The organism is Dongia soli (assembly GCF_034044715.1).
Taxonomy (GTDB): Bacteria; Pseudomonadota; Alphaproteobacteria; order Dongiales; family Dongiaceae; genus Dongia_B; species Dongia_B soli.
This window is the reverse complement of the sequence record NZ_JAXCLW010000004.1, coordinates 76,201-99,157: the sequence shown is the minus strand read 5'-3', so window position 1 is coordinate 99,157 and position 22,957 is coordinate 76,201. Positions and strand designations below refer to the sequence as shown.

Sequence of the window (22,957 nt, the reverse complement as noted above, 5' to 3'; positions counted from 1 at the left end):
GCGGCTAGAGGACTTCCTTCAAAGCGGCGATCAAGCGGTCTGCATCCGCGTCGTCGTTATAATGCGCGAAGCCGATGCGGATCACGCCTTCCTCGGCGGTCATGCCCATCGCCTTGATGACACGTGCAGCCCAGAAATCGCCATGGCCGATGGCGATCTGCCGCTTGTTCAATTCGCGCACGATTTCTGCCGAAGAGCGGCCGGCGACCCGGAAGCCGATCACCGGGGCGAGGCGGCCATCGCTTGATGGCACCCGGCCGATGATCTGAATGCCAGGAACAGTGTTCAGGTAAGCGGTCAGGCGTGCAGCCAACCGCTCTTCATGCGCCGCGATCAAGCCGTAGACTTTGGTCAGGCGGGCATGGAAGTTGTTCTCCCGCGTCTTGAAATGATGATCATGAAGGGCGTCATAGTAATCGGCGACACCGACAGCCCCGGCGGCGAATTCGTGGTTCGGCCCGCCCGGCAATAACTTGTAGCTGATATTGTCGTCGGTGATGAAATGGTGATTCTGGTTGGCGGCTTTGCGCAACAGATCGCGCTTGCCATAAAGGATCGATTGATGTGGCCCGCAGAATTTATAGAGACTGCAGACATAGAAATCGACATCCAGTGCCTTCACATCAACGCTGAAATGGGGCGCATAGGCCGTGCCGTCGATAAAGGCGAGGGCGCCAGCGTCGTGGATCTTGCGCACCAAGGCGGCGGCATCATGGACGATCGAGCAGACATTCGAGCAATGGGTGAAGGCAACCAGACGCGTCTTGTCGCTCAGCAGCTCATCAAGCATCTCGTAACGTAAGGCGCCTGTCGCGCGGTCGACCTGCCATTCCTTGATCACCACGCCGAATTCAGCCAGACGGCGCCAGGCACCCACATTTGCTTCGTGATCCTGTTCGGTGACGATGATTTCATCGCCCTGCTTGAGCCAGGGGCGGATGGCCTGGGCCAGAAGATAGACGTTCATCGTTGTCGACGGACCGAAGACGATCTCATCCGGTTCGGCGTTGATGAATTCGGCCATCAATTGCTTGCCGTGGCGAATCCGCTCGGTTGCGCGTTCGGAAGAGGCGAAACCCCAATTCGGCTGCACCTGTGTCTGGCTCATATATTCCTGAACACGGTCGACAACCTGACGGGGTACATAGGTGCCGCCGGCATTCTCGACGAAAACCCATCCGTCAGCCAAAGGCGCGAATTGCGCGCGCACGAAAGCTGTGTCGAGAACTGCTTTAACCATCATATCCCACCAATCGCTTTAGTCGTTTCGTGATTTGTTTTGTTACGCCTTATCGGCTGTAGGTTCCTTGCCGCCATGGGCAGTAGACCAGCCTTCCGGATCTTCCAGGAACGAGCGCACGGCCGCCTGATCAGCAGCATCGAGGCGTCCGGTTTCCCGCGCGGCGGCCAGCACATCCCACCAGGTCGCCAAGCCATGCAGGCGCACGCCCAGTGCCGCGAGACCTTCGGTCGATTGCTTGAAGATGCCGTAATGGAAGACAACCAGCGCGTCGCTCACCTTGCCTTGGGCCGCGCGGATCGCATTGATGAAGTTGACCTTGCTGCCGCCATCCGTCGCCAGATCCTCCACCAGCAGGGTGCGGCAGCCCACCGGCATATCGCCCTCGATCTGGGCGCCGCGGCCGAAACCTTTCGGCTTCTTGCGGATATAAAGCATGGGCAAGCTCAACCGGTCCGCCAGCCAGGCAGCGTAAGGGATACCGGCCGTTTCGCCACCGGCCACCGCATCCAGGCTCTCGAAGCCGATTTCCCTCTCCACTAAATCGGCTGCCAGTTCGATGACTTTCCGCCGGGCCCGCGGGAAGGAAATGATCTTCCGGCAATCGATATAGACCGGGCTCGCCCGTCCCGAGGTCAGGATGAACGGATCGTTGGGGCGAAAATGGACGGCGGCGATTTCCAGGAGGATGCGGGCAACGATCGGTCCGGACAGGCCGGCGCTTGCTTCGGTCGAGGCGGCAGCGGTCATCGAGAGACTCCCAGGCGAAATGACAATTATCGGCCGCCCTTTTAGCGGCTGGGACGGCAGCCGGCAATGGAGCTGGGAGCTTCGGACCGTCAAAAATTATTAACCATTCCTAGAGGGTAATCGGCTATAGTCATTTCGTCCGGCGAGCCCGCCCTAGAATGGGCTTAAGGATGGGCTTGGCGACAATCACCGGTTGCCGGGTCAAATGTCTCAATGTGGCCGTGGTGGAGGTCCGGTGACAGCACCCCTCTCGATTGCCCGACGCATTCTTTTCGGCCGGCGCGCCGAAGAGCGACGCAAGGTCTCTGCGTTGACGCCCGGCGATATGAACTCCAGTTCCAACGGCAAACGGCCGTTCCGCGTGCTGTCGATCGACGGGGGCGGCATTCGCGGCCTGTTGCCGGCCATGGTGCTGGCGGATCTGGAGCGCCGTACCAACCGGCCGATCATCGACCTTTTCGACATGATCGTCGGCACATCGACCGGCGGTCTGCTGGGATTGGCCCTGGCGGCGCCGGACGAGCACGGCCAGCCGCGCCATTCGGCCCGCGATATCGTCAGGCTCTATGAGCAAGAAGGACAGCGGGTGTTCTCGCGCTCGGTCTGGCACAAGATTCGCGCGGTCGGCAATCTTGCCGAAGGCAAATATCCATCCATGGGCCTGGAAAGCGTGCTGCACGATTATTTCGGCGATACCAGGTTGAAGGATGCGCTGGCTGAGGTGATCGTCCCGGCCTATGAGATTGAACGGCGCTTTCCCTTCTTCTTCAAGACCAGCAATGCCCGGGCCAAGGCCTATTACGATTATCCGATGTGGCAAGTCATCCGGGCCGCGACGGCGGCGCCGACCTATTTCGAGCCGATGCAGATCGAGATCGACGGTCCGAACGATTACTATGCATTGGTCGATGGCGCACTCTTCGCCTATAACCCCGGCATGTGCGCCTATGTGGAGATGCTGAATCGCTTTCCCGAATACGACAACATTGTCATGGTCTCGCTCGGCACCGGCGAATTGACTCGGCGCCTGCCCTATGCCGAGGTGAAGGATTGGGGCGCGGCACGCTGGGCGCAACCGACTTTCGCAATGATGTGCGACGGCATCTCCGACGTGGTGGATTATCAGTTGCAGCAATTGCTGCCGGATCTGCCGGATGGGCGGCGGCAATATTATCGCTTCCAGGCACGCCTCGATGTCGGCAATGACGACATGGATGATGCCAGCAATACCAATATTCGCGTCCTGAAGCTCCTGGCCGAGGACCTGCTGCAGGCCAACCGGATGGTTTTGCGTAGCCTTTCTGAGCAATTGCTGGCCTGGGCCCCACCGCGCGCCAATGCGCCCGAACCCAATGTCGCCGTTGACCACCAATCGATCGAAATGACTGGAAGTGCGTCCGGCTTCAAGCCAGCTTCAGCAGCGATGCCGGCGGTGGATGCTGCCAATGTCGGAGAAGATTAGCAACTGGCCTTCCTGACCGGCTTGCCGCATTCGCCGGCATGGTTATGCTGGCTTCCAATGTTCCCATTGGATTCGGCACATGTCACAAACTGTTCTTTTGGATATTAGCGACCGCATCGCAACCGTGACCTTGAACCGGCCGGATAAAATGAATGCGCTGAACGCGGATATGTGGCGCGAGCTGCATCGTATCGTCGCCGTGCTCGAATTAAATGATACAGTGCGTTGCATCATCCTACGCGGTGCGGGGGCGCATTTTGCCGCCGGCGCTGATCTCGCCGAATTTCGCGATTTGCGATGGAGCACCGACCAGGCGGTAGCCTATGGTCGCATGATGGTCGATGCCCTCCACGGTCTCCGGGATTGCCGACATCCGACGATCGCCGCGATTGAGGGAAATTGTATCGGCGCCGGTTTGGAAATCGCCGCCATGTGCGATCTTCGGTTGGCCACCACATCCGCCAAATTCGGCGTCCCGATTCAAAAAATCGGTGTCACGATGCCCTATCCGGAGATTGCCGATCTGGTCGATCTGTTGGGGCGGCCAACTGTACTCGAAATGCTGTTGGAAGGCGGGATCTACGATGCGAATTGGGCTCTGGCCAAGGGATTGGTGACGAGATTATGCGCTGGATCCTCGCTGCTGGATGAGGCCGGCAAACTGGCTGATCGTGTCGCCAGCGGGTCGCCGGTCAGCCATGCCCGTCACAAAGCAATGACACGCCGATGCCTGGCGCCTATTCCTATATCGGCAGAGGAAATGCGCGAAGCTTATGCCGCCTGCGAGGCAGCGGATTATCGCGAAGGTATCTCCGCCTTTCTCGAAAAGCGGCGTCCCAACTTCCCGGGTAGATGAGCACCATTATTTTCAAGTGTTGACAGACCATCGCGGTCCGTGCCTGCTATTCATGATAGAAATCCAAAAAGAGCATCTTTGAAGAAAGCCGCCGTCGCAAGGCGGCGGAAACAGGGAAGGGGCTTTCATGTCGATAAATCCTCGCCGGCAACCATTGCAATTCAGCGAATTCTGGAGGTTATATCTCGACGCCCATCGGAAACCAGCGACAAGGCTCTGTCATTACCTGGCGACGACTATCGGCATTGTCACCAGTATCGTTTCGGCGCTCTTTGACGAACTGCTCGTGCTCGCGGGCGGCATGAGCTGTGCGATTGCTTTGGCGATTGGTTCGCATCGCCTGATCGAGGGAAATAAGCCTCTGATCGCCATCAATCCGTTTTATGGTGCTCTCGCTGATGTAAGGATGTGCTGGCTTGCCCTGACCGGCGGGTTGCAGCGGGAATATCTCCGGCTTGGGTTGGTATCCGTGCCTCAAGCGACAAATAGCCTGGCTAAACAGACGACTGTCTGATCGTTCTCCATCCGACCTTTTGCCAGGGTCCGCCATTTGGGCACGGTCACGTCTCGGTGAAATGACACGTCGCGATGCAACTTTCTCTCGATTTTTGCATTCAGATAGCGTGCCAAGTTGCTGGGGGAGAGGGAGGACAGATGAAGCAGCCATCCGCCGATGCGCGCCGCAGTTTCGGACGATTCTGGGCGGAATATCTCGATGCCCACCGTAAACGAGGCACGCGTGCTTGGCATTATGCGGCGACGGCTACGGGGATCACATTCGCCGGAGCCGGTTTCCTTCTTGATGAAGTGCTGATTGTCGGAGCCGGCTTTGCCTGCGGTTATGTTATGGCCATCGGCTCCCACCATTGGATCGAACGCAACAAGTCGTTGATGGTGATCAACCCGTTCTTCGGCTATATCGCAGATCTGCGCATGTGCTGGCATGCCTTGACCGGCACGCTGGCGCAGGAATATCACCGCCTTGGGTTGGCACCCATCGATCGGCCGCGGGACAAAAAAGGCCGTTCGGTCGACTTCTCCCTCCCGCGCCGATAGCGCGACAGTAGTTGCTGTTCGACGTGCTAGCCGCAACTTGTTGCGGCACTACGGGCCGCTGCCGGCGCCGCCGACTTTTCGTTCATCGAGAAAACGATAGACCGCATCACCGCGGGCGATAATGCGCCCCTCGGTGGTGTGGACCTCGGCCGTCGCATAAGCGATCGTCTTGCCGCCGCCGATATGTCTCCCCGTCGCGATAAGCTGATCGCCAGCCCGGGTTTGCCCCAAGAACTGCACGTTAAAAGATAGTGTTACGGCCGGCTTCATTTTGGTGGGCGAGTCAGCGAAAGCGACGGCATAGCCGGTGGCGGAATCGATCAATGTACCGAGCACACCGCCATGCAGTACGCCCAATCGGTTCAGATGTTGCGGCCCAATCGTCAGCACCACCTCCGCATAGCCGCGATCCGCCCGGTGCAGGCGATATTCCAACAGCTTGCTGTAGCCGCTGAGGCTTTGCTGATCGACTTCCGGTGAAAGCATTCTGATCGAATCCGCATTCTGTCATAACAGTCGGGCGGGATGATGTGAGGTCGACCTTGCCAGCACAAGCGAAATCGCCAAAACTGTTTGTCACAGGGCTGGCGGAAATCCCGCAAAATTTGAAGGGATATAATGATCGATCTTTATACATGGGGCACGCCCAACGGGCATAAGATCCATATCATGGTCGAAGAGACCGGATTGCCTGTTCGCCTGCACAAAGTGGATATCAGCGCCGGGCAGCAATTCGACCCCGCCTATCTGCGCATCAACCCGAACAGCAAAATTCCGGCCATTATTGATAATGACGGCCCAGGAGGCCAGCCGATCACCATCTTCGAATCCGGTGCCATTCTGATCTACCTGGCGGAAAAGACCGGTCAATTCCTTTCCACAGATCCACATGCCCGATACCACACCTTGCAATGGCTGATGTTCCAGATGGGGGGCATCGGGCCGATGTTTGGACAATGCTATCATTTTCGTAGCGCGGCGCCTGAACGTATTCCCTATGCGATCGACCGCTACACCAATGAAGTGGGGCGGTTGGCACGAGTGATGGAAAAGCGTCTCAACGAGGCAGCTTATCTGGCCGACGACTATTCCATCGCCGATATTGCCTGCTGGCCTTGGGTCAAGGGACTGGGGAATTTTGGCTTCGACTTCGCTGACTTTCCTAACATTCTCAGGTGGAAGAAAGCGATCGGTACGAGGCCGGCGGTACAACGCGCCATGAAGTTGCTAGATAGCGATTAAATCTCGTCTCGACAAGATATCTGCACGCAGCTGGGAGGACCGACGGCGACCTCTCAGCCATCTTCGATTCGGCTGACATCAATGGCGGTTTGCCGGGGATCGAGGCGCACCTCGCCTTTAGCGGCTTGGCCCGCCGCCGTTCCGCTCGTTGGCGTTAAGCTGTTTTGCAAGCGCCTTTTGCGTTGCTTCCTTGTCGCAAGCGGCAGCGGTGAAAAGCAAGGAAACAGCCAGCAGGGCAAGTGCTTTGCGTATCATCAGTTTACTCCGTCATGATGCGCGAATTGAAAACGGTGAAAGAGAGGCGGCTCGTCGCACGCTTATATGCAAGCGTGCGACGAGGAACAAGACCGGAGGGTAGCTGTTTGGCTTCGCACTGTCGCTACATCCCGCCACCATGGCGGCCGCAGAGCGCTGTGGCGGCACGATAGCCATCTGCGATCTGCGGCCGGAACAGATTTGAGCCTGATCGTTATAACTTGGAGGTATTAGTGGGCTGGTCCACCATGTGTCCGACCGGTGACGGCCTCAAGTTGTTTTGCGAGCCCTTTTTGCGTCGCCTCCTTGTCGCAAGCGGCGGCGGTGAAGAGCAGGCAAACAGCCAAGAGAGCGAATGCTTTGCGTATCATCAGTTTACTCCATCATGATGCGCGAGTTGACAAGGCACGGAGACAGAAAGGCAGGCTCTCCGGAGAAATTTCCGGCGAGCAAACTCACGAGGATGAATTCAAAAAGACGGCTCGCAGATAGCGAGCGTTTCTCGGGCGGGAGAGATCATTACGTTGCAGAGACAGCGGCAACCGATGTTTCTGTAAATCTCTCTACGTTTCATCGCAAGCACAAATGACACTTACCACCTACTTTCATATAGCAGATATCCGAGTTGCCACGGCGTTTCTGCCGATCTCACAGCGACATGTGAGAGCTCCATCGCAGCGGCGCCGCACTAGCGACGCAGCCTGCAAGCGATTTCGTGCGCCTCTGTTATTCTTCAAGGGACCGGGAATTGACCTGTGATAGCCGTCACCGCAGGTCATGTTGATCGGTTGCAAAGATGGGATATTCAGCCAGCATGGCTCTTCTGTCTGAAGAGTGCGTGCGGACAGCAATGCTGCGCTCCGTGCCGTTATGCTATCTAGGACTGAGTGCTCCTACATCTAATCGAACATGCCGCCAAACCTGAGACGCATGGAATATCGAGCTCAGAGCGTCCAATTGTTTCCGTGACGTTCGATCGGCTGCCCGTTGACCTCCGCGCGTAGCTTGGCGCGGCTATCGGTTTCCGTAAGAGGGGGAAGTGCGCGCATCAGGATGCAATATCATGCCATCCCAGCCGAGCCTTTGCAGGGGCTTGTGCATTATTAAGGAAATTTCGGAAATTAAATGGCGGAGGGAGGGGGATTCGAACCCCCGATACGAGTTTAAGCTCGTATAACGGTTTAGCAAACCGCCGCCTTCAGCCGCTCGGCCACCCCTCCGCACGTGAGCAGCTTGCCACACGGCGTATGTGGGCCCTTTCCTAACGGCGACGCAGGCAAAAGTCAAATACCCATCCTCGGTCCATCTTTGCCCCTTGCAGCCTGCTGTTGGGAGACGCGCGCCGCCGCGGCAGAACAGCTTCAGCTCTGAATAATGCAACTTTTAAATGCAATATTTATGGCCAATTTCTCCTGCTCACGATCAAGTGATGACAGCTCCCGGCCATTTTATTGGCGTTTTGGTGGGTCTCTATCGTTGCTCCTGGAAACCCATCGATTGATGGTTGCGCAAGGTAGCCAAGTACCCTAGATGAAGACAAATGACGCCTGGGAAAACAGTCAACTTTCCACCTGAGCCGTCAGCCGATCTGGCGCTGTTCTTAGATTTTGATGGCACATTGATCGAGATTGCGGAGGCTCCCGACCTCGTCAGGGTCCCGCCTGAGTTGCCGTCACTCTTGAGGCGTGTGCAAACCGTCCTGGACGGGGCGATCGCCATCGTTACCGGCCGAGGGCTCATAAATGTGCAGGCGCTCCTTGGCCCGGTCGACTTGACGATCGCAGCCGAACATGGCGCGGCCATTCGCTACGCAGGCCAATCGGCTACGCCTCAATCAACTTCACATGAACCAGCCTGGCCAGTGGCCTGGAAGCCGCAGCTTGCTAAATTTGCTCAAGCCCGCCCTGGCGTCGAGATCGAACCCAAATCCGGTGGTGTCAGCATTCATTATCGCCGAGCGCCGTCCGAAGCGGACGCAGCGCGCGATCTTGCGGCCAGTCTTGCCGAAGAGAGCGGCGGTGCCTTCGTCGTGCTTCCTGCCAAGATGGCTTACGAGTTGCGGCGTCCGCAGGTCGATAAGGGCGTCGCGGTGCGACAGTTGATGGAAACGCCGCCATTCAAGGGCCGCAAACCGGTTTTCATCGGTGATGATGTGACCGATGAAGATGGCTTTCGAGCGGCCGAAGCCTTAGGCGGCTACGCTTTGCAAGTGGATCGGCATTTCAAGGGGCAGCCGGCCTGCGTCCGCGCCTGGCTCGCTGATTTCTGTGCTATGGAGAAAGGGGACGTGGAGTGAGGCAGATGGATTTCGCCGTCATCGGCAATTGCACCATCGCTGCCATCATCAACAAGATGGCGCGGCATGTCTGGTTCTGTTTCCCTCGCCTCGACAGCGATCCGGCATTCAATGCGCTGGTCAATGATCCGGACCCGCAATCTGGCTTCATGGATGTGCAGCTGGACCGCTTCGCCAGTTCGGAGCAGCGTTATCTCCGCAATACGGCGGTCGTCGAAACGATCCTGACGGCGGAGGATGGCGCCAGTCTGCGAATCGTTGATTTCGCGCCGCGCTTCAAGCGCTTCGGACGACAATTCCGGCCCCCGATGATTATCCGCCGGATTGAGCCGCTCAATGGGCGTTGCCGTATTACGGTGCGGCTGCGGCCGAGTTTCGGCTATGGCACGATGCAGCCGAACAAGACCTTCGGCAGCAATCATATGCGCTTCGTCTCAGGTGCCGCTGTCCTGCGCCTGACGACGGATATCCCGGTCTCTTATATCGACCAGGAGGTCTCTTTCATTCTGCACCGGCCGGTCAATCTGTTCCTCGGCAGTGATGAAAGCGTACCCGAACGGCCCGATACCCTGGCGCGCCAATTCCTCGAAGAGACCGTCGGCTATTGGCAGGACTGGGTGCGTGATCTAGCGGTCCCGTTTGAATGGCAATCGGCAGTCATCAGGGCGGCAATCACCCTGAAATTATGCAGCTACGAAGATACCGGCGCCATTGTCGCCGCTCTGACCACATCCCTGCCCGAACACGCCGGGAGCGGTCGGAACTGGGATTACCGTTATTGCTGGATGCGTGACGCCTTCTTCACGGTGCATTCGCTCAACCGTCTCGGCGCCACGCTAACAATGGAGAATTACCTCACCTATGTGCTGGATGCGGTGCTGTCGACGGATCTCGGTGAATTGGCGCCGCTTTATCCGATCGTGCCGGGCTCTTCCACGGAAGAGATCATTTCCAGCGGTCTCAGAGGTTTCCAGGGAATGGGACCGGTGCGCATCGGCAATGCCGCGGCCGGTCAACGCCAGAATGATATCTATGGTTCCGTCATACTGGCTGCAGCGCAGATGTTCTGGGATGACCGCCTGCCGCGGCCAGGCGATCTCAGTCTCTATCATCAGCTCCGCCCGATCGGCATCATGGCGCAGCGCCTGGCATTGGAGCCGGATGCCGGTATCTGGGAATATCGCGGTCGCAGCCGGCCTCACACCTTTTCCGCCATGATGTGCTGGGCGGCGGTGCATCGTTTGGGGCTGATTGCCGGCAAGGTCGGAGAGACCGACGATGCTGCCCAATGGCTGGGCAGCGCCATGGAACTTCGGGAGAAGATCATCGCCCGGGCCTGGAACGAGCAAGGCGGCTATTTTGCCGGCAGCCTGGGAGGATCGGAAGTCGATGCCGCCCTCCTGCTGATGCCGGAAATCGGCCTCGTCTCGTATAATGATCCGCATTTCCTCGCGACATTGCGTATCATCGAGCAACGCCTCCTGCGAAACGGATTGATGATGCGTTACGCGGAAGCCGATGATTTCGGCATGCCGGAAAGTGCGTTCCTGGTTTGCTCTTTCTGGTATGTCGACACATTGGTTGCTTGTGGCCGTCACCAGGAAGCGCGCGACCTGTTTCAGCGTATTCTCGATCTCCGTAATCACGTGGGACTGCTAAGCGAAGATGTCGCGCTCGATAGCGGTGAGCTTTGGGGAAATTTCCCGCAGACCTATTCCATGGTGGGACTGATCCATTCTGCGCTCCGCTTGAGCCGGAGTTGGGAGGAGGGGGTATGGCGCGTCTCGTGATCGTCTCAAACAGGGTCGCGCCGCCAAGCGAACGGCAGCAGAAAGCCGGCGGTCTGGCGGTGGCTTTGAAAGAAGCTTTGAAGGGTGATGTCCTTTGGTTCGGCTGGAGCGGCCAGATTGCCAAGGAAACCAGCACGACGCCCACGATCACCGAAGGAAAGCGGCTGACGGTTGCGACGATCGATCTCGGCGAGCAGGATTACAAGCATTTCTATGTCGGGTTTTCCAACAGCACGTTATGGCCGCTGTTCCATTTCCGCCTCGGCCTGCTGGATTTTCTCCGCGAGGATTATCAGGGCTACCTGAAGACCAATGAGGACTTTGCCGCAGCCCTCGCACCTTTGCTGCGGCCTGATGATGTCATCTGGATTCATGACTATCATCTCATTCCTCTGGCGGCGGCATTACGTCGTCACAATCAGATGCAGCGTATGGGGTTCTATCTTCACATCCCCTTTGCGCCGACTGCGATCATGGATGCTTTGCCCTGCGCCGAGGAGATTGTTTCCAGTCTTTGCGACTATGATGTCGTCGGCTTTCAGACCGAAGCCGATAAGCGGAATTTCATGGCTTGCGCGGTCCAATATGCTGGTGCCGAGCTAACCTCCGATCACACGCTCAGCGCCGGCAAGCGTTCGGTACGGGCGGTCGCCATTCCGGTCGGCATCGATGCAGATGCTTTTGCCAAAGCTGCGGAAGCATCGAGCGGCAGCAAGGAAGCCAAGCGGATGCAGGAAAGCCTAGTCGGCCGGAAATTGATCGTCGGCGTCGACCGGCTCGACTATTCAAAGGGCCTGACCAATCGGTTTGAGGCTTATTCCCGGCTTTTTGACCGATTCCCGCAGCACCGCTTGAAGGTCAGTTACCTGCAAGTCGCGGCGCGGTCGCGGGAGGATGTCATTCGCTACCAGAATCTCAAGCGCGACCTGGACCGACTTTGCGGCAAGGTGAACGGCAAATTCGCCGAGTTCGACTGGGTCCCGCTTCGCTACATGACCCGCAGTCTGCCACGGTCCTTGCTGGCCGGGTTCTATCGCAGTGCCCATGTGGGATTGGTGACGCCCTTGCGCGACGGCATGAATCTGGTCGCCAAGGAATATATCGCCGCGCAGAATGAGGAAGATCCGGGGGTGCTGATCCTGTCGAAATTCGCCGGCGCCGCGGAGAGCATGGATCAGGCGATCATCATCAATCCTTATGATCCGGATCAGATTGCCGAAGCGATCCACCAGGCGTTGACCATGCCGCTTGGCGAACGCCAAGCGCGCAACAAGGCCTTGCAAACGATCGTGCGCGAGCAATCCGCCGGCGCCTGGTGCCGCAATTCGCTGATGGAACTTCGGGCCTGCTGAACCCGGGCGATCAGATCGGCAGGCCCAGCTCACGCAGGGCGGCGCTCGCGGTGTGGCCGTCGGTGAAGCGAATGCCATGAAGGCCAAGGGCCCGCGCGGCTTCCACATTGCGTGGACTGTCATCTAAGAAGACGCATCTTTCCGCGACGAGCTCGCATTTTTTCAGAAGATGCAGATAAATCTCGGGATCGGGTTTGACCATCTTCAGGCGGCCGGAAACGGCGACATAGCGGAAGTCGTTCAGGATGGGGAACAAGCGCGATCCAAGTTCGAATGTTTCTGCCGACCAGTTTGTCAGGCCATAAAGCGGAATACCCGCCGCTTTCAGCCCGCGATGCAGCGCGACACCATCGTCGATCATGCCACGGCACATTTCCGGCCATCTCTCGCGATAGGCGCGGATGAGCGGGGCGTGTTGCGGGTGTTCGGCGATCTTCATGGCGATCGCCTCGGCCCAATCGCGCCCGCGATCCTGCTCATAATTCCAGTCCGGCGAACAGATCTCCGTCAGGAAGTGCCTGCGCTGCTGGGCATCGGAAATCAGTTTCCGGTAGAGGTATTCCGGATTCCAATCGACTAGGACACCACCGAAATCGAAAATGACGGCATCGATCAAGATTGCGCTTCCTTATCGGTTAGGCCACGGTCGGGAAGATATGCTGCAAGATGTTGGCATAAAAACGGCGGCGGTCGTTCAATAATCCCATTGCATGTTGATGCCGGCCCGACTGCCTGTATCGGCACCCACATCGGTCTCAAGCTTTATATTCGGGGTTATCTCGATTTCGACTGTGGCGGCGCTGGTGCCAGCTTGGGTGCCCTGTTTAAGACCGACGAATACCCCTTCGCTCACATACCGGCCCGCAGTGAGGCTGGGGCCGGTCCTGTTGCTACTGCTGCTACCAGTATCACCGGCATCGACACTGAGGCGATCGAGGCCGGTCGCCCGACGAACTCGATCAAGGATTCCTGGACCGGATTCAATGCCTGCCAGTTGTGCCATGGCCTGGGCGAGCTGAAGCGCTTCCAGCGCGGAAAGGGAACCTGAAGCCTTCCCGAACAGCAGCCGCGCCAAAACCTCGTCCTGGGGCAAAGCCGGAGAGGAGGTGAGGGCAAATGTCGGTGCGCTGGCGCTGCCGCCGACATCCACCACGATGTCGTAGTTCTCGGCTCTGGTTTTAGCTTCGAAATCGAGCAGCGGGTCGATCACTTCCCCGCCGTCGAAGGTAACTTGGCCGCGATTGAACGTGAGATTGCGCCCCAGGAGGTCCAATTGACCGCGGCGCATTCTAAGGGCGCCTCTGATGATCGGCCGATCGGTCGTCCCCGTCACCCGCATGTTTCCACCGAGTTCGGCATCCAGCCCGCGGCCCCGAATCGCGACTTGCTGCGGTGCGTCGATCGTCAAGTCGAGATTGATGCCAAGCGTTCGGGCCGGCGGTCGCTTTGCCTCGGCCCTGGCCATTTGCTTCTCCGAGCCATTGATTTCCACGACGGAAATTTGCTGCACGCTGGGTGGCAGCTTGTCGGGTATGCGGATTTCCGCCCTGATGACCTTGACCGTGCCACCGAGCGTGATCTGCTCCTTCAATGTGCCATCGATCGAGAGATCGGCATTCGTTACCGCCATTGCCATTTCGGTATTGATGAGCTGCGCTTGCGATGCCCCGAGTTTCAATTTGATTGGCTGATCGCCCTGAAGGCCGATCTGCCCGGAACCGGAGACGGAACCACCGCCGGGCGTCCTGGCATTGAAAGACACCAGATCAATTCGCGGACCATTGGCCTGCACCTTCGCCTGCATGCTCCGTAGCTTCACGCCGTAACGGACATTCTCATATTGGCCGTTTTGTAGCTCTATCCCGCCGGCGAGCATAGGGGCATTCATGGTGCCGCTGGCTGTGACGTCTATTCTGGCGCGGCCACCCACGTGATCGGCGCCCCCCGCCAGCATCGCATTTGCGAGCGAGAGATCGATTTGTCCCTTCGCCTGCGCCTGCAAGGTGGCATTCATATCCATGGCAGGGAAACCGTTTGCCGGATTGGCGGGCAAAGGCAGGGCAGCGGAAAGATCAAGGATGTTGTCGGAGCCACCGAGATTGATGTGGCCTTTGGCTTGCAGCTGACCGCCTTGCCAATCGCCGCCGATTTTCAGGTCGACCGGCTGCATCGATATACCCCGCATGGCGATGTTGTTCCCGGTCAAGGACATTTGCGCGACAGGTGCGCGATGCGGGCCCGACAGACGCAAATTGCCGCTGATCGTTCCAGTCATCTGCAGCGACGGATCGGCAATTCGGGCCAGCGATAAAGGCAGCTTGTCGATCAGCAGGGAAGCATCGTTGCGATCCGTGGCAAGTTTGGCATCGGCCGTCACGCTGCCGCCGCCGGTTTTCAGTGACAGACCTCTGACCTCGGTCGTTCCATTCGACAGGACGATCTGCGCCGGCTTGGACAGCAATATCTTCTCCTGCTGCATGGAGAGATTGAGTTTTGTCAGGTCGATGGTCTGGCCCGAGACCGTCTTGCTGAAACCGGCCGCGAGGTCCAGGGCCGTTTCGGGACCGGACGCCGTCGTCGTCAGGGCCATACGTGAGATGGGTCCCCTGGCCGTCGCCACAACCGTATCGAAATGGCGCTGCGGCACATCGAGATTGCGCAGGGATAGTCTGGCATCGAGATTGGGCGTCCCCAAAGCATCTGCCACCTGCGCCGTCAGCTTGGTTTCCTCCAGCTTCACGCTGTTCTGGAAGGCGATTTTTTGCGCCGTAAGCGACACTTTGGCGTCTTGCCGCGTGCCGTCTGGTTGAAGAGCGATATCGGCAGATACCGAGCCCTGCAAGGCGAGACCGGTCAGCCGGCCTAGCTCAGCGAGATCCGGGCTATTCAGCTTGAAGGTGCCTTTGGTGAGGTTGTCGGCCAAACTGGCTTGACCCTGCAGGCTGGTTCTACCCAACTGGGCCATCAGCCTGGGGAGCGACATCTGACGATGATCCGCCCCCATCTCCAGCCTGGTACCGATCGTCGCGGGCAAATCGTTCACACGCGCCCTTCCGTCGATCGTCAGGTTCGGTGCGGTCTTCAGATCCTGACCTTGCGCGGTGACGTTCAACGCCGTCAGGTTGTAGGTATCGTAACGGATCCGGTCGCTCGTCAGGGTGACATTGGCGCTGGGCGCATCCATTGTCCCCGAAGCGGTGAGATCGAGCGCGACCGTACCATTGGCCTTTGGATCGACGACCGACAAATTGGTGAGGCCGGCTTTGGCCGTCACATCGATCTTTTCATCGGCTATCGAGCCGGATGCTTCCGCCTGGAGCGATTTGGCGGCAAGGTTGAATTCCCGGATATTGATGCGGCCCTCGGGATCACGCGACACGTCGACCGCCAGTTTTGGCGTCGGTCCCAGCAAGCCGTCGAGCATCGCCTGCCCAAGAGACAGGTCGGCGGCGGCGCCCTTGATGGTCAAAGCAGCGCCAGAGGGGCTGTTATCAGCTAGCATGTCCAGGTCCAGGCTGCCTTTGCCGCTCATACCGGCCAAGGCGGCCAGGGGGGCGATGTTCGAAGCGTGCAGCTTGCCATTGAGATGCGCTTTATCACCGCCCCATTGCGTTGCCGTCGCATTGGCATCCAAGGCCACCGTACCGGCGCGCAGTTCGATCTTCGGCAGATCGATGTTGCCGTCTTTGGTGAAGGAGCCGGACAGTGCCAGCTGGATGCCGGTCTCAAGAACCGGTTTCAACTGCGCATCCGCGGGGGTGATATCGGTCACTTGCAGCCCCGCGATGAGATCGATCGGCTGGTCCAACGAACCGCGCGGCACGATATGCACCTCGAGTTTCGTTCCGCCGATTCTCTGCTCAGCGGCGGCAAGGTCAGTGACCGACGCAGTGATATCGGCGGTCGGCAGGGCAATTTTGCCAGTGATTCGGCCGTCAACCGAAACCGTCTTCCAGCCGATGCCAGGTGCCAATGCGGCAAAAGCTTCAGGTGCCGAAGAGGTGATTTGCAGATGCAGATCGCCAGCCTGTTCCAGGCCGACCGAACCCTGGGCAGCAATCGATGCGGCACGGCTGTCGATTTGCAGGCTGTCGATATTGACGAGACCGGCAGATTGATCGAGCCGGATGTCCCCTGTTGCTTTGATACCGCCTTCGACCAATGGCGTGATCTTTTTGGGCACAAGCGTGTGGGGGTCGCCGGTTGCGGTGAAGGTAATCCTGCGTTTGGTACTTTCCCCCGTCGTCGTCGCCTGGAGTGCGAGGATATCTTGGGCATCGAGCCGTATCGAGGCTTGGCCTTGCCAGTTGGCAAGCGGTCCTTCGCCATTGACCGTCGCCTGAAAATCAGGTTCTCCGGGTAGCGCGGCCAAGCGGGTGATCAAGCCGCCTTGCGGTTCGTGGACTTGAAGCCGCACCTTCAAGAAGTCGTCACTCGGGCGATAGGCAAGATCCGCCGTTACCCGGTCGTTATCCCGATCGATACGCTTCAGCGAAAGCTTGGCCATGAGACCATCCGACGGGCGGCCAAGCGAGGCGGCCGCGTCGAGGGTAAAACGCGCCGCTTCACCGAGAACCGGCTGTCCAAGATCGATCCGCTCTATAGCCAAGCGCTGGAGATCGATTGCCACAGGCAGGGATGGCAAAAGCGGTCCTTCATCCGGCTTGGCCGGCTCCGGTTCCGTTGACGGTGGGATATTCGGCAGGCGATGTAGCGAAATTGTTCCGGCACTGATGTTATCGATCCGCACCTGGCGGGCAAACAGCCGGCCTGGCGACCAAGCCAGCTGGATCTGATCGGCTTCCAGCCAGACGCCTTGTACGTCCGAAAGCTTGATATCCGCCAGTCTCATATCAAACGGGATCACGCCTTCTATCTTACCGGCTTCAATGCGAATGGGACCTGCCGCAGTTTGATCGCGCAACAGAACGAGGATCTGCTGCCGGCCGGCTTCGGTTTGCAGATAGGCGAAGATACCGCCGATGGCCAGCAGCGGCAGAATAACGACAAGAGCCAGAGCAATGTAGACAATGCGCCGCATCAGAAAGCCTGCCCGATGCTGACATAAAAAGCGAATTTGTCGTCGTCGCTACGTGGATTGAGGGGGACGGCAAAATCGGCGCGGATCGGGCCGATAGCGGTATAATAACGCAACCCGATGCCTGCAGCATATTGAATGGTTTCATCGAAGGCCGGAAAGACTTCTTCCGAGACGGTACCGGCGTCAAGGAACGGCACGACACCGAAATCGCCGAGGAAACGGTAGCGCAGCTCGATGCTGCCTTCGACAGCGCTGCGTCCGCCGGTGAAATCGCCATGAGAATCCCGGGGGCTGATTGAGCGGAATTTGTAGCCCCGCACCGATCCGCCGCCGCCCGCATAGAGGCGTCGATCGGCGGGCAGATCGTGGGTTTTACCGCCGAAGGCGTTGCCTACCGAGAGCCGGCCGGCGAGGACAAGATCGCCCCTACCGACGAGATTGAGATAGCCGGTGCCCGTCGCGCGTGTCGTGAAGACGTTCTGGCTGGAGCCGAGGACTTCAGGAAAGGCGGCTGCCGCAAATTCCAGCCTCGTACCTTTCGTCGGATTGAGCAGATCATTGCTGGTATCGCGCCTGATCGAGCCCGTCGGTCCGAACAAAAAGAAGTCCTGCGTATCGCTGTCATTCGTATGATCGGTGATCTGGGATTTTTCGATCTCGAGGCCGCCCGTGACACTGAGCGTCTTGCTTAATCTGCGCTCAAGGCCGACTGTTGCCGTTGCCGCTTTCTTGTCAAAGGTGTCTTCATCGTATTGCTGGTTCAGGGAGAGGCTGGAGAGCAGGTTCTGATTGACCGCCAGGAGGTCGGGCTTCCGGAACGTGGCGGAAACCGCGTAATTGGTCTCGCTCAGATCGTTTTCGACCAAGCCGGAGACATCCGCCTGCAGGCGCAATCTTTCGCCGCCGCCGAACAGGTTGCGATGTCCCCAGAAAACGCTGGCGCCGGCACCGTCATTGGTCGAGTAGTTGGCGCCAAAACCGACGAAGCGCCGGTCGCGCTCTGTGACTTCGACCTCGATCGGTAGCTCGCCTTTGTCGTTGAGCTTATCGGCCGGTGTCAATTTCACCGCGCTGAAGAGATCCATTGTCCGCAATTCTTCCCGCAACTCGTTCAGTCTGTCCGGCGAATATCTTTCCCCCGGCGAGAAATTGACGTGCCGTTGGATGAAACTGGGATTGACATGCTTAAGGCCTTTCACCGTGACCGGCCCCATGGTCGCGGCGGGTCCCGGATCGATCATATAGGTGACCGAGACTGTATGACGGGCATGATCGACCACAGCCGGCTGCAGCTCCACCTTGGCAAAGGGGAAGCCTTGGCGCAGCACGGCATTCAACAAGCGGTCGCGCTGAGCCAGGATATCGGCGGCACGGGCGGGGCTCCCTGCATTTAGCGCCGGCTTGAGCCGGTGCGGCAAATCGCTTTTCAGTGTCAGCGATATTTTGTCCAGCCGATAAAGCTCCCCCGGGGTAACTTTAATATCGACCTTGACCGGGTGCGACGATTTCGCGGTTGCGGCTTCATCGCTGGGTGCGCCTTCGCTGACCAGGCGGCCGTCGATGCGGATCTCGACAGAGCCGTCGTAATAGCCGGAGGACCGCAGCGCCTGTTGCAAGCGCCGCATGTCTTCATTCGCGCGGCGAAACAGGCCGAGCAAACTGTCGGGCGGCGAATCCTGTAACTCGATCAGCGTTGAACTTGCATTGACGGCCTGCTCGAGCGTGTCGTCCTCAAGGGAATTGATATCTGTCTTGTAAGTGAGCGCGAAGGCCGTATGTGGCGCAGTAATGATCGCGCCAATAAAAATGGCGCCCACAACCCAGTATTTCGCGGGAGCCCAATATCTCCGCTGCAAGATTGCCCGATCTGATTTTACCGGATGTCTCCGCGTCAGACGGTTATTGCTGCGTCCCGCTTTCCCCACGCTTTACTCTCGCTCGATAGACTGCCCGCATTGCCCGGAAGCAGGTCACATCGCGCGCGATTCCGCTTCCTCTCAATGAGTTAGAAGGCGTTCGACGCCCTGAGGGTTAACCTATACGCCGCTCTCGCACGGTGTAAGCAAGAATCGCCACACAAGCGGCGTATCGAGGCGGATTTCACATTACTGTGAAAGGATAAGCCTTTTGGAGCGGCGCGGTCTTAAGGATCGCGCGGCGAATCGAAAGCGTTAGCTTGAAGACGCTGCGTCGAAATGAGCGGCAAGACGGGTGCCGGGGCGATAAAGGATGAGATTGGCAAAAAGTCCGGCAGCGGAGGCGAGTAAACCGGCCTGGATGCTGGCTTCCTCAGCCACATGTCCCCAGAGCCAGCTTCCCAGTGCAATGCCGCCGAACAAAGCGACATAATAGATGGAAACGGCGCGCCCCTTAAAACCATCTCCCGCGGCCATCTGCACCACGACGTTGAAGGTGGACATCGCCATCATCCATCCGATGCCGCCGAAAGCCAGGGCGATCATCAGCAGGGGAACGGATTGCAGCAAGGCAAGAGCGGCGGTGCTGATGGCAAAAGCTGCCGTTGAAGCGAGAAAGAGCAGTCGGAGCCCGAAGGTGCGCCTGGTCCAGTTGATCAGCAGGGCGCCAAACAAGGCGCCAACGCCAATTGCGCCCAGCATGGCGCCGTAGATGGACGCCTCGCCGCCGACCATATGCTTGACGACCAACGGCAGCAGCGCCCAGAGGCCGGCGGCAAAGAGGCAGAAGACGAAGCAGCACAGCATGGTGGCGCGGATCTGCGGCACGGCAAGGACATGGGCGAGACCGCTGAGCACTTCCGAGGCGATACCGGCTGCCGGTCGGGTTTTGCTGATCCGGCTTCGCCGGCGCCATTGCAGGAGCACGCCGATGATATAGACGTTGCAGAGTGCGTTGACGGCGAAAGCGGCGGGCACACCGCCGATCGCGATGATGGCGCCACCGATGCCCGGCCCGACGACGCGGCCGATATTCCAGCCGATGCTGCTGAGGATCAGGGCGTTCGGCACTTCCGATCGTGGCAGAATTTCGGCGACTGTCGTTTGATAGGCCGGATAGCGCAGGGCCGAACCGCTATCGAGCGCAAAGGTCAGCCCCAGCAGCATCCAAGGCGTGACCAGGCCGAAATGCTGAAAGATCGACAGGGTCAGGGCAACGGCGAGGACGATGGTCTGCGCAATCAGAAAGATCAACCGCTGGTCGAAGCGGTCGGCCAGGACGCCGCCCAACAAGGTAAAGAGCAATGGCGGCAGGGAGGTCGCGGCCTGCACCCAGGCGACGTAACCGACGCTGGGGGCGATCGACGTCATTAACCATGCCGCCGCAACCGACTGGATCCAGACTCCGAAATTGGAAAGAAGCGTCGCCATCCAGAGGTTGCGATAAAGCTTGTTGTTCAGGGGAACAAGCAGGGCCGTGATCGTGGCTGGCATGAGGCGGAATCGACGGGAGTTTATTGTTTTCGATTGTCCCCATCGATACTGCAGCCGCTCGCGATCCGCCAGACCGTTTGGGACATAGGAGCTATGCTCGACCCGGTTGTGCTGGCTTTTCTCGCCCTAGCGTCACGTTTTCTTGAAGTTCCGTCCGTGTTCGGATCGGAACCCCGTCATACAGGTAACGTTTTCCTCGTATAGGCAACGAGAGGGGCAGGTATGCGCAAAATTAGCGTTTCATTTATCGCCGCGGCCTTTGCAGGTTTTGTCCTGACCCAGGGCGTAGCGCTCCAGGGCGCCGCGGCGCAGGATGCAACCTCAACCTCTCATCATGACCTATGGAACAAGATCGCGGGCAATTGGACTCAGTTCAAAGGCCAAGTCCGCGAGCAATGGGGCAAGCTCACTGATGATGATTTGATGGAGATCCAAGGGCAGCGGCAGCAACTCGTCGGCAAGATCCAGGCGCGTTACGGCATAAGCCTGGAAAAGGCCGACGAGCAGGTGAGGGAGTGGGAGAATAAGGTCGCCCAATGACCCATCGCCTTCGCAGCCGCGATCGCTAGCCCCGACATATCACCTTGCTCATGAGCACTACAGGAGGTCGACATGGGTAATCGAAATGAAGGTGAAGGCAATCGGACTGCCGCACGTGAGTACAACGCCGATCAGCAGCGCTTTGCCCAGGACAAGGCGAAAGTGAAAGAGCAGGCAGAAAAGGCAAAGCAAGCGGTTGAAGGCCCGGAAGGCGAAGAGCTTAAGAACGCGGAGAAGGCCGGACTGAAACCCGGTAAACATTGAACCACAATGTCCGGATGCCCGGGCAGTCCGGGCGTCTGGAACTACTGCCATCATCGACCGGAAGGTGGTCTCGGTCTGCAAAAGTGTGACCGCCTCCAGGCATTAGAAAAGTTGGATGCTTGCGGATGGTGGCCCACGGGAAGGAGGGAGCTCATGCTGACGTGGTCGGTCATCTTCTTTGTCGTCGCCATCATCGCCGGATTGTTTGGGTTCGGGGGTATCTCTGCAGCGGCGGCCGGGATCGCCAAAGTATTATTCGTCATCTTCCTGGCCCTGTTCCTGGTGACGCTGATCGTTCAGTACGTCTGAGCCGGCATTTCCAATAACGCATTTGGGCCACAAGCCCCGCACCGGCTGCGGCGTGGGCAAGAAAACCGCGCGGGAACTAACGCTAAAAGCTGGCGTTACAACGCTGCCGGGAGCATGCCTCGCCTAACGGGCGGTAGGCAGCCCGTGCCGAGGACGGAGAATAGACATCATGCGGAAACGGAGCGAAGGCGGTTTCGATCGTTCGGTTCCCGCCTATGATCGGGACAAGATTTCACGCGAGGGGGATCTGGCCTTTAACCATTGGCTGACGCGTGGGCTTCGGGATATCCGCTCCGCCCTGTCCCGTCCCGTCCCCCGGAATCTCCTCGATCTCATCCAAGGTCACAGAAAAATCACAAAATAGCCCGGTTCGTCGTCGTCCGGTCACAAGGTGATTGCGGCTTTGTCGTTGGCCAGCCGAGCTTTGAGCGGCCATCTTTCAGGTGTCATCCTAAGAACAACGAAAACCTCGATCGCCCAGCCATTGGATCGACCGAAAGGAAAATCACATGACTGACGTATTTCATGACGAACTGATTGAAACGCTGCCGGCTTTGCGGGCTTTTGCAATGATGCTGACACGGGATCGCGCCGCCGGCGAGGATCTGCTTCAGGACACCGTGGTTCGGGCCCTGGATAAATGCGACAGTTTCACGCCTGGGACTAATCTCCGGGCCTGGCTTTATACTATTATGCGGAATCAACATATTAACGGCTTGCGCCGTCGGCAACGCGAACGCCTGACCGATATCGATGACGATTTGCTGGATAATCTCGATTCCGTCGCTGCCAATCAGGAGCATAGCCTGGTGCTCAAGGAGCTGATGCAAGCGATCGGTCGCCTGCGGCGGGAGCAGCGTGAGGCGCTTCATCTAGTGGTAGCCGATGGTCTCTCCTACGAGGAAGTCGCTCATATCTGCGGCTGTCCCGTCGGCACGATCCGGAGCCGCATCGCCCGGGCCCGGCAGGAGTTGGAGGTCCGGCTGACCGGCGAGGTCTTGCCGAAGGCTCCGACGATTGCGGCTCGCGAGGCGCAATCGGCCCTGGTAAGCGGCCGATAAATTCCCCGGTGCTCGAAATTCCAGGCGCGTGCG

General features: G+C 58.6%; 20 protein-coding genes and 1 tRNA gene. 12 read left to right on the top strand and 9 right to left on the bottom strand.

The window, feature by feature from the left end; all coding sequences use genetic code 11:
• Positions 1–4: 4 nt before the first annotated feature.
• Positions 5–1,243 (bottom strand): aminotransferase class V-fold PLP-dependent enzyme, encoded by a 1,239-nt coding sequence (locus SMD27_RS15265; RefSeq protein ID WP_320509274.1) that lies wholly within the window; start codon positions 1,241–1,243, stop codon positions 5–7.
• Between the two features lie 39 nt (positions 1,244–1,282).
• Positions 1,283–1,990: an orotate phosphoribosyltransferase gene (locus SMD27_RS15260; RefSeq protein ID WP_320509273.1), complete on the bottom strand. Its 708-nt coding sequence runs from the start codon at positions 1,988–1,990 to the stop codon at positions 1,283–1,285.
• Between the two features lie 235 nt (positions 1,991–2,225).
• Between SMD27_RS15260 and SMD27_RS15255 the strand changes: the two genes are divergently transcribed.
• The 4 genes from SMD27_RS15255 to SMD27_RS15240 all read left to right on the top strand — a co-directional run bounded on the left by SMD27_RS15255 (position 2,226) and on the right by SMD27_RS15240 (position 5,364).
• Positions 2,226–3,452: a patatin-like phospholipase family protein gene (locus SMD27_RS15255; protein WP_320509272.1), complete on the top strand. Its 1,227-nt coding sequence runs from the start codon at positions 2,226–2,228 to the stop codon at positions 3,450–3,452.
• A 79-nt stretch (positions 3,453–3,531) separates the two neighbouring features.
• Complete coding sequence (locus SMD27_RS15250; RefSeq protein WP_320509271.1) at positions 3,532–4,308, top strand: enoyl-CoA hydratase/isomerase family protein; 777 nt, start codon at positions 3,532–3,534, stop codon at positions 4,306–4,308.
• 154 nt (positions 4,309–4,462) lie between these two features.
• Positions 4,463–4,822, top strand: a complete 360-nt coding sequence (locus tag SMD27_RS15245; protein ID WP_320509270.1) for a DUF962 domain-containing protein — start codon at positions 4,463–4,465, stop codon at positions 4,820–4,822.
• A 140-nt stretch (positions 4,823–4,962) separates the two neighbouring features.
• Complete coding sequence (locus tag SMD27_RS15240; protein WP_320509269.1) at positions 4,963–5,364, top strand: DUF962 domain-containing protein; 402 nt, start codon at positions 4,963–4,965, stop codon at positions 5,362–5,364.
• A 48-nt stretch (positions 5,365–5,412) separates the two neighbouring features.
• Here the strand turns inward: SMD27_RS15240 and SMD27_RS15235 are convergent, their stop codons facing one another.
• Positions 5,413–5,850, bottom strand: a complete 438-nt coding sequence (locus SMD27_RS15235) for a PaaI family thioesterase (protein ID WP_320509268.1) — start codon at positions 5,848–5,850, stop codon at positions 5,413–5,415.
• Positions 5,851–5,982: 132 nt separating this feature from the next.
• On the opposite strand from SMD27_RS15235, the gene SMD27_RS15230 reads away from it, so the two are divergent.
• Complete coding sequence (locus SMD27_RS15230) at positions 5,983–6,606, top strand: glutathione S-transferase N-terminal domain-containing protein (protein WP_320509267.1); 624 nt, start codon at positions 5,983–5,985, stop codon at positions 6,604–6,606.
• A 117-nt stretch (positions 6,607–6,723) separates the two neighbouring features.
• Here the strand turns inward: SMD27_RS15230 and SMD27_RS15225 are convergent, their stop codons facing one another.
• Together SMD27_RS15225 and SMD27_RS15220 are read right to left on the bottom strand one after the other, a co-directional pair.
• Positions 6,724–6,861, bottom strand: a complete 138-nt coding sequence (locus tag SMD27_RS15225; RefSeq protein WP_320509266.1) for a hypothetical protein — start codon at positions 6,859–6,861, stop codon at positions 6,724–6,726.
• A 1,126-nt stretch (positions 6,862–7,987) separates the two neighbouring features.
• Positions 7,988–8,081 (bottom strand) — tRNA-Ser (locus SMD27_RS15220).
• 320 nt (positions 8,082–8,401) lie between these two features.
• On the opposite strand from SMD27_RS15220, the gene otsB reads away from it, so the two are divergent.
• The 3 genes from otsB to SMD27_RS15205 are packed head-to-tail and all read left to right on the top strand — an operon-like array spanning position 8,402 to position 12,299.
• Positions 8,402–9,157 (top strand): trehalose-phosphatase, encoded by a 756-nt coding sequence (gene otsB / locus SMD27_RS15215; protein WP_320509265.1) that lies wholly within the window; start codon positions 8,402–8,404, stop codon positions 9,155–9,157.
• A gap of 5 nt (positions 9,158–9,162) precedes the next feature.
• A complete protein-coding gene (locus SMD27_RS15210; RefSeq protein WP_320509264.1) occupies positions 9,163–10,947 on the top strand; it encodes a glycoside hydrolase family 15 protein in 1,785 nt (594 codons plus the stop codon).
• Positions 10,932–12,299 (top strand): alpha,alpha-trehalose-phosphate synthase (UDP-forming), encoded by a 1,368-nt coding sequence (locus tag SMD27_RS15205; RefSeq protein ID WP_320509263.1) that lies wholly within the window; start codon positions 10,932–10,934, stop codon positions 12,297–12,299. Before SMD27_RS15210 ends, SMD27_RS15205 begins: the two co-directional genes overlap by 16 nt.
• A 10-nt stretch (positions 12,300–12,309) precedes the next feature.
• Here SMD27_RS15205 and SMD27_RS15200 read toward each other — a convergent pair whose 3' ends face one another.
• From SMD27_RS15200 to SMD27_RS15185, 4 genes are all read right to left on the bottom strand, one after another.
• A complete protein-coding gene (locus SMD27_RS15200; protein WP_320509262.1) occupies positions 12,310–12,915 on the bottom strand; it encodes an HAD family hydrolase in 606 nt (201 codons plus the stop codon).
• A 78-nt stretch (positions 12,916–12,993) separates the two neighbouring features.
• Positions 12,994–17,340, bottom strand: coding sequence for a translocation/assembly module TamB domain-containing protein (locus tag SMD27_RS15195; protein WP_320509261.1), 4,347 nt, complete (start codon positions 17,338–17,340; stop codon positions 12,994–12,996).
• Positions 17,340–19,157, bottom strand: coding sequence for an autotransporter assembly complex protein TamA (locus SMD27_RS15190; protein WP_320509260.1), 1,818 nt, complete (start codon positions 19,155–19,157; stop codon positions 17,340–17,342). The genes SMD27_RS15195 and SMD27_RS15190 overlap by 1 nt, the downstream gene beginning before the upstream one ends.
• Before the next feature lie 354 nt (positions 19,158–19,511).
• The gene (locus tag SMD27_RS15185) at positions 19,512–20,750 is read right to left on the bottom strand and encodes an MFS transporter (RefSeq protein WP_320509259.1); all 1,239 of its coding nucleotides are present in this window, start codon (positions 20,748–20,750) and stop codon (positions 19,512–19,514) included.
• 222 nt (positions 20,751–20,972) lie between these two features.
• Here SMD27_RS15185 and SMD27_RS24335 point away from each other — a divergent pair, with 222 nt between their 5' ends.
• The 4 genes from SMD27_RS24335 (at position 20,973) to SMD27_RS15165 (ending at position 22,924) form a co-directional block, all read left to right on the top strand.
• Entirely contained in the window at positions 20,973–21,290 is a 318-nt protein-coding gene (locus tag SMD27_RS24335; protein WP_452094308.1) for a CsbD family protein, read from the top strand.
• Between the two features lie 72 nt (positions 21,291–21,362).
• Positions 21,363–21,554 carry a hypothetical protein gene (locus SMD27_RS15175; protein WP_320509258.1) on the top strand — a complete coding sequence of 64 codons (192 nt, stop codon included), beginning with the start codon at positions 21,363–21,365 and terminating at the stop codon, positions 21,552–21,554.
• 153 nt (positions 21,555–21,707) lie between these two features.
• Positions 21,708–21,863 carry a DUF1328 domain-containing protein gene (locus SMD27_RS15170; RefSeq protein WP_320509257.1) on the top strand — a complete coding sequence of 52 codons (156 nt, stop codon included), beginning with the start codon at positions 21,708–21,710 and terminating at the stop codon, positions 21,861–21,863.
• Positions 21,864–22,372: 509 nt separating this feature from the next.
• Positions 22,373–22,924, top strand: coding sequence for a sigma-70 family RNA polymerase sigma factor (locus SMD27_RS15165; RefSeq protein ID WP_320509256.1), 552 nt, complete (start codon positions 22,373–22,375; stop codon positions 22,922–22,924).
• The last annotated feature ends 33 nt before the right edge of the window (positions 22,925–22,957 follow it).

Excerpts from the sequence above, each read along its gene's own strand:
- SMD27_RS15265 (WP_320509274.1), bottom strand. The coding sequence starts at position 1,243 with ATGATGGTTAAAGCAGTTCTCGACACAGCTTTCGTGCGCGCGCAATTC.
- SMD27_RS15260 (WP_320509273.1), bottom strand. The coding sequence starts at position 1,990 with ATGACCGCTGCCGCCTCGACCGAAGCAAGCGCCGGCCTGTCCGGACCG.
- SMD27_RS15250 (WP_320509271.1), top strand. The coding sequence starts at position 3,532 with ATGTCACAAACTGTTCTTTTGGATATTAGCGACCGCATCGCAACCGTG.
- SMD27_RS15240 (WP_320509269.1), top strand. The coding sequence starts at position 4,963 with ATGAAGCAGCCATCCGCCGATGCGCGCCGCAGTTTCGGACGATTCTGG.
- SMD27_RS15235 (WP_320509268.1), bottom strand. The coding sequence starts at position 5,850 with ATGCTTTCACCGGAAGTCGATCAGCAAAGCCTCAGCGGCTACAGCAAG.
- SMD27_RS15230 (WP_320509267.1), top strand. The coding sequence starts at position 5,983 with ATGATCGATCTTTATACATGGGGCACGCCCAACGGGCATAAGATCCAT.
- SMD27_RS15225 (WP_320509266.1), bottom strand. The coding sequence starts at position 6,861 with ATGATACGCAAAGCACTTGCCCTGCTGGCTGTTTCCTTGCTTTTCACC.
- otsB (WP_320509265.1), top strand. The coding sequence starts at position 8,402 with ATGACGCCTGGGAAAACAGTCAACTTTCCACCTGAGCCGTCAGCCGAT.
- SMD27_RS15210 (WP_320509264.1), top strand. The coding sequence starts at position 9,163 with ATGGATTTCGCCGTCATCGGCAATTGCACCATCGCTGCCATCATCAAC.
- SMD27_RS15205 (WP_320509263.1), top strand. The coding sequence starts at position 10,932 with ATGGCGCGTCTCGTGATCGTCTCAAACAGGGTCGCGCCGCCAAGCGAA.
- SMD27_RS15195 (WP_320509261.1), bottom strand. The coding sequence starts at position 17,340 with ATGCGGCGCATTGTCTACATTGCTCTGGCTCTTGTCGTTATTCTGCCG.
- SMD27_RS15185 (WP_320509259.1), bottom strand. The coding sequence starts at position 20,750 with ATGCCAGCCACGATCACGGCCCTGCTTGTTCCCCTGAACAACAAGCTT.
- SMD27_RS24335 (WP_452094308.1), top strand. The coding sequence starts at position 20,973 with ATGCGCAAAATTAGCGTTTCATTTATCGCCGCGGCCTTTGCAGGTTTT.
- SMD27_RS15175 (WP_320509258.1), top strand. The coding sequence starts at position 21,363 with ATGGGTAATCGAAATGAAGGTGAAGGCAATCGGACTGCCGCACGTGAG.
- SMD27_RS15170 (WP_320509257.1), top strand. The coding sequence starts at position 21,708 with ATGCTGACGTGGTCGGTCATCTTCTTTGTCGTCGCCATCATCGCCGGA.
- SMD27_RS15165 (WP_320509256.1), top strand. The coding sequence starts at position 22,373 with ATGACTGACGTATTTCATGACGAACTGATTGAAACGCTGCCGGCTTTG.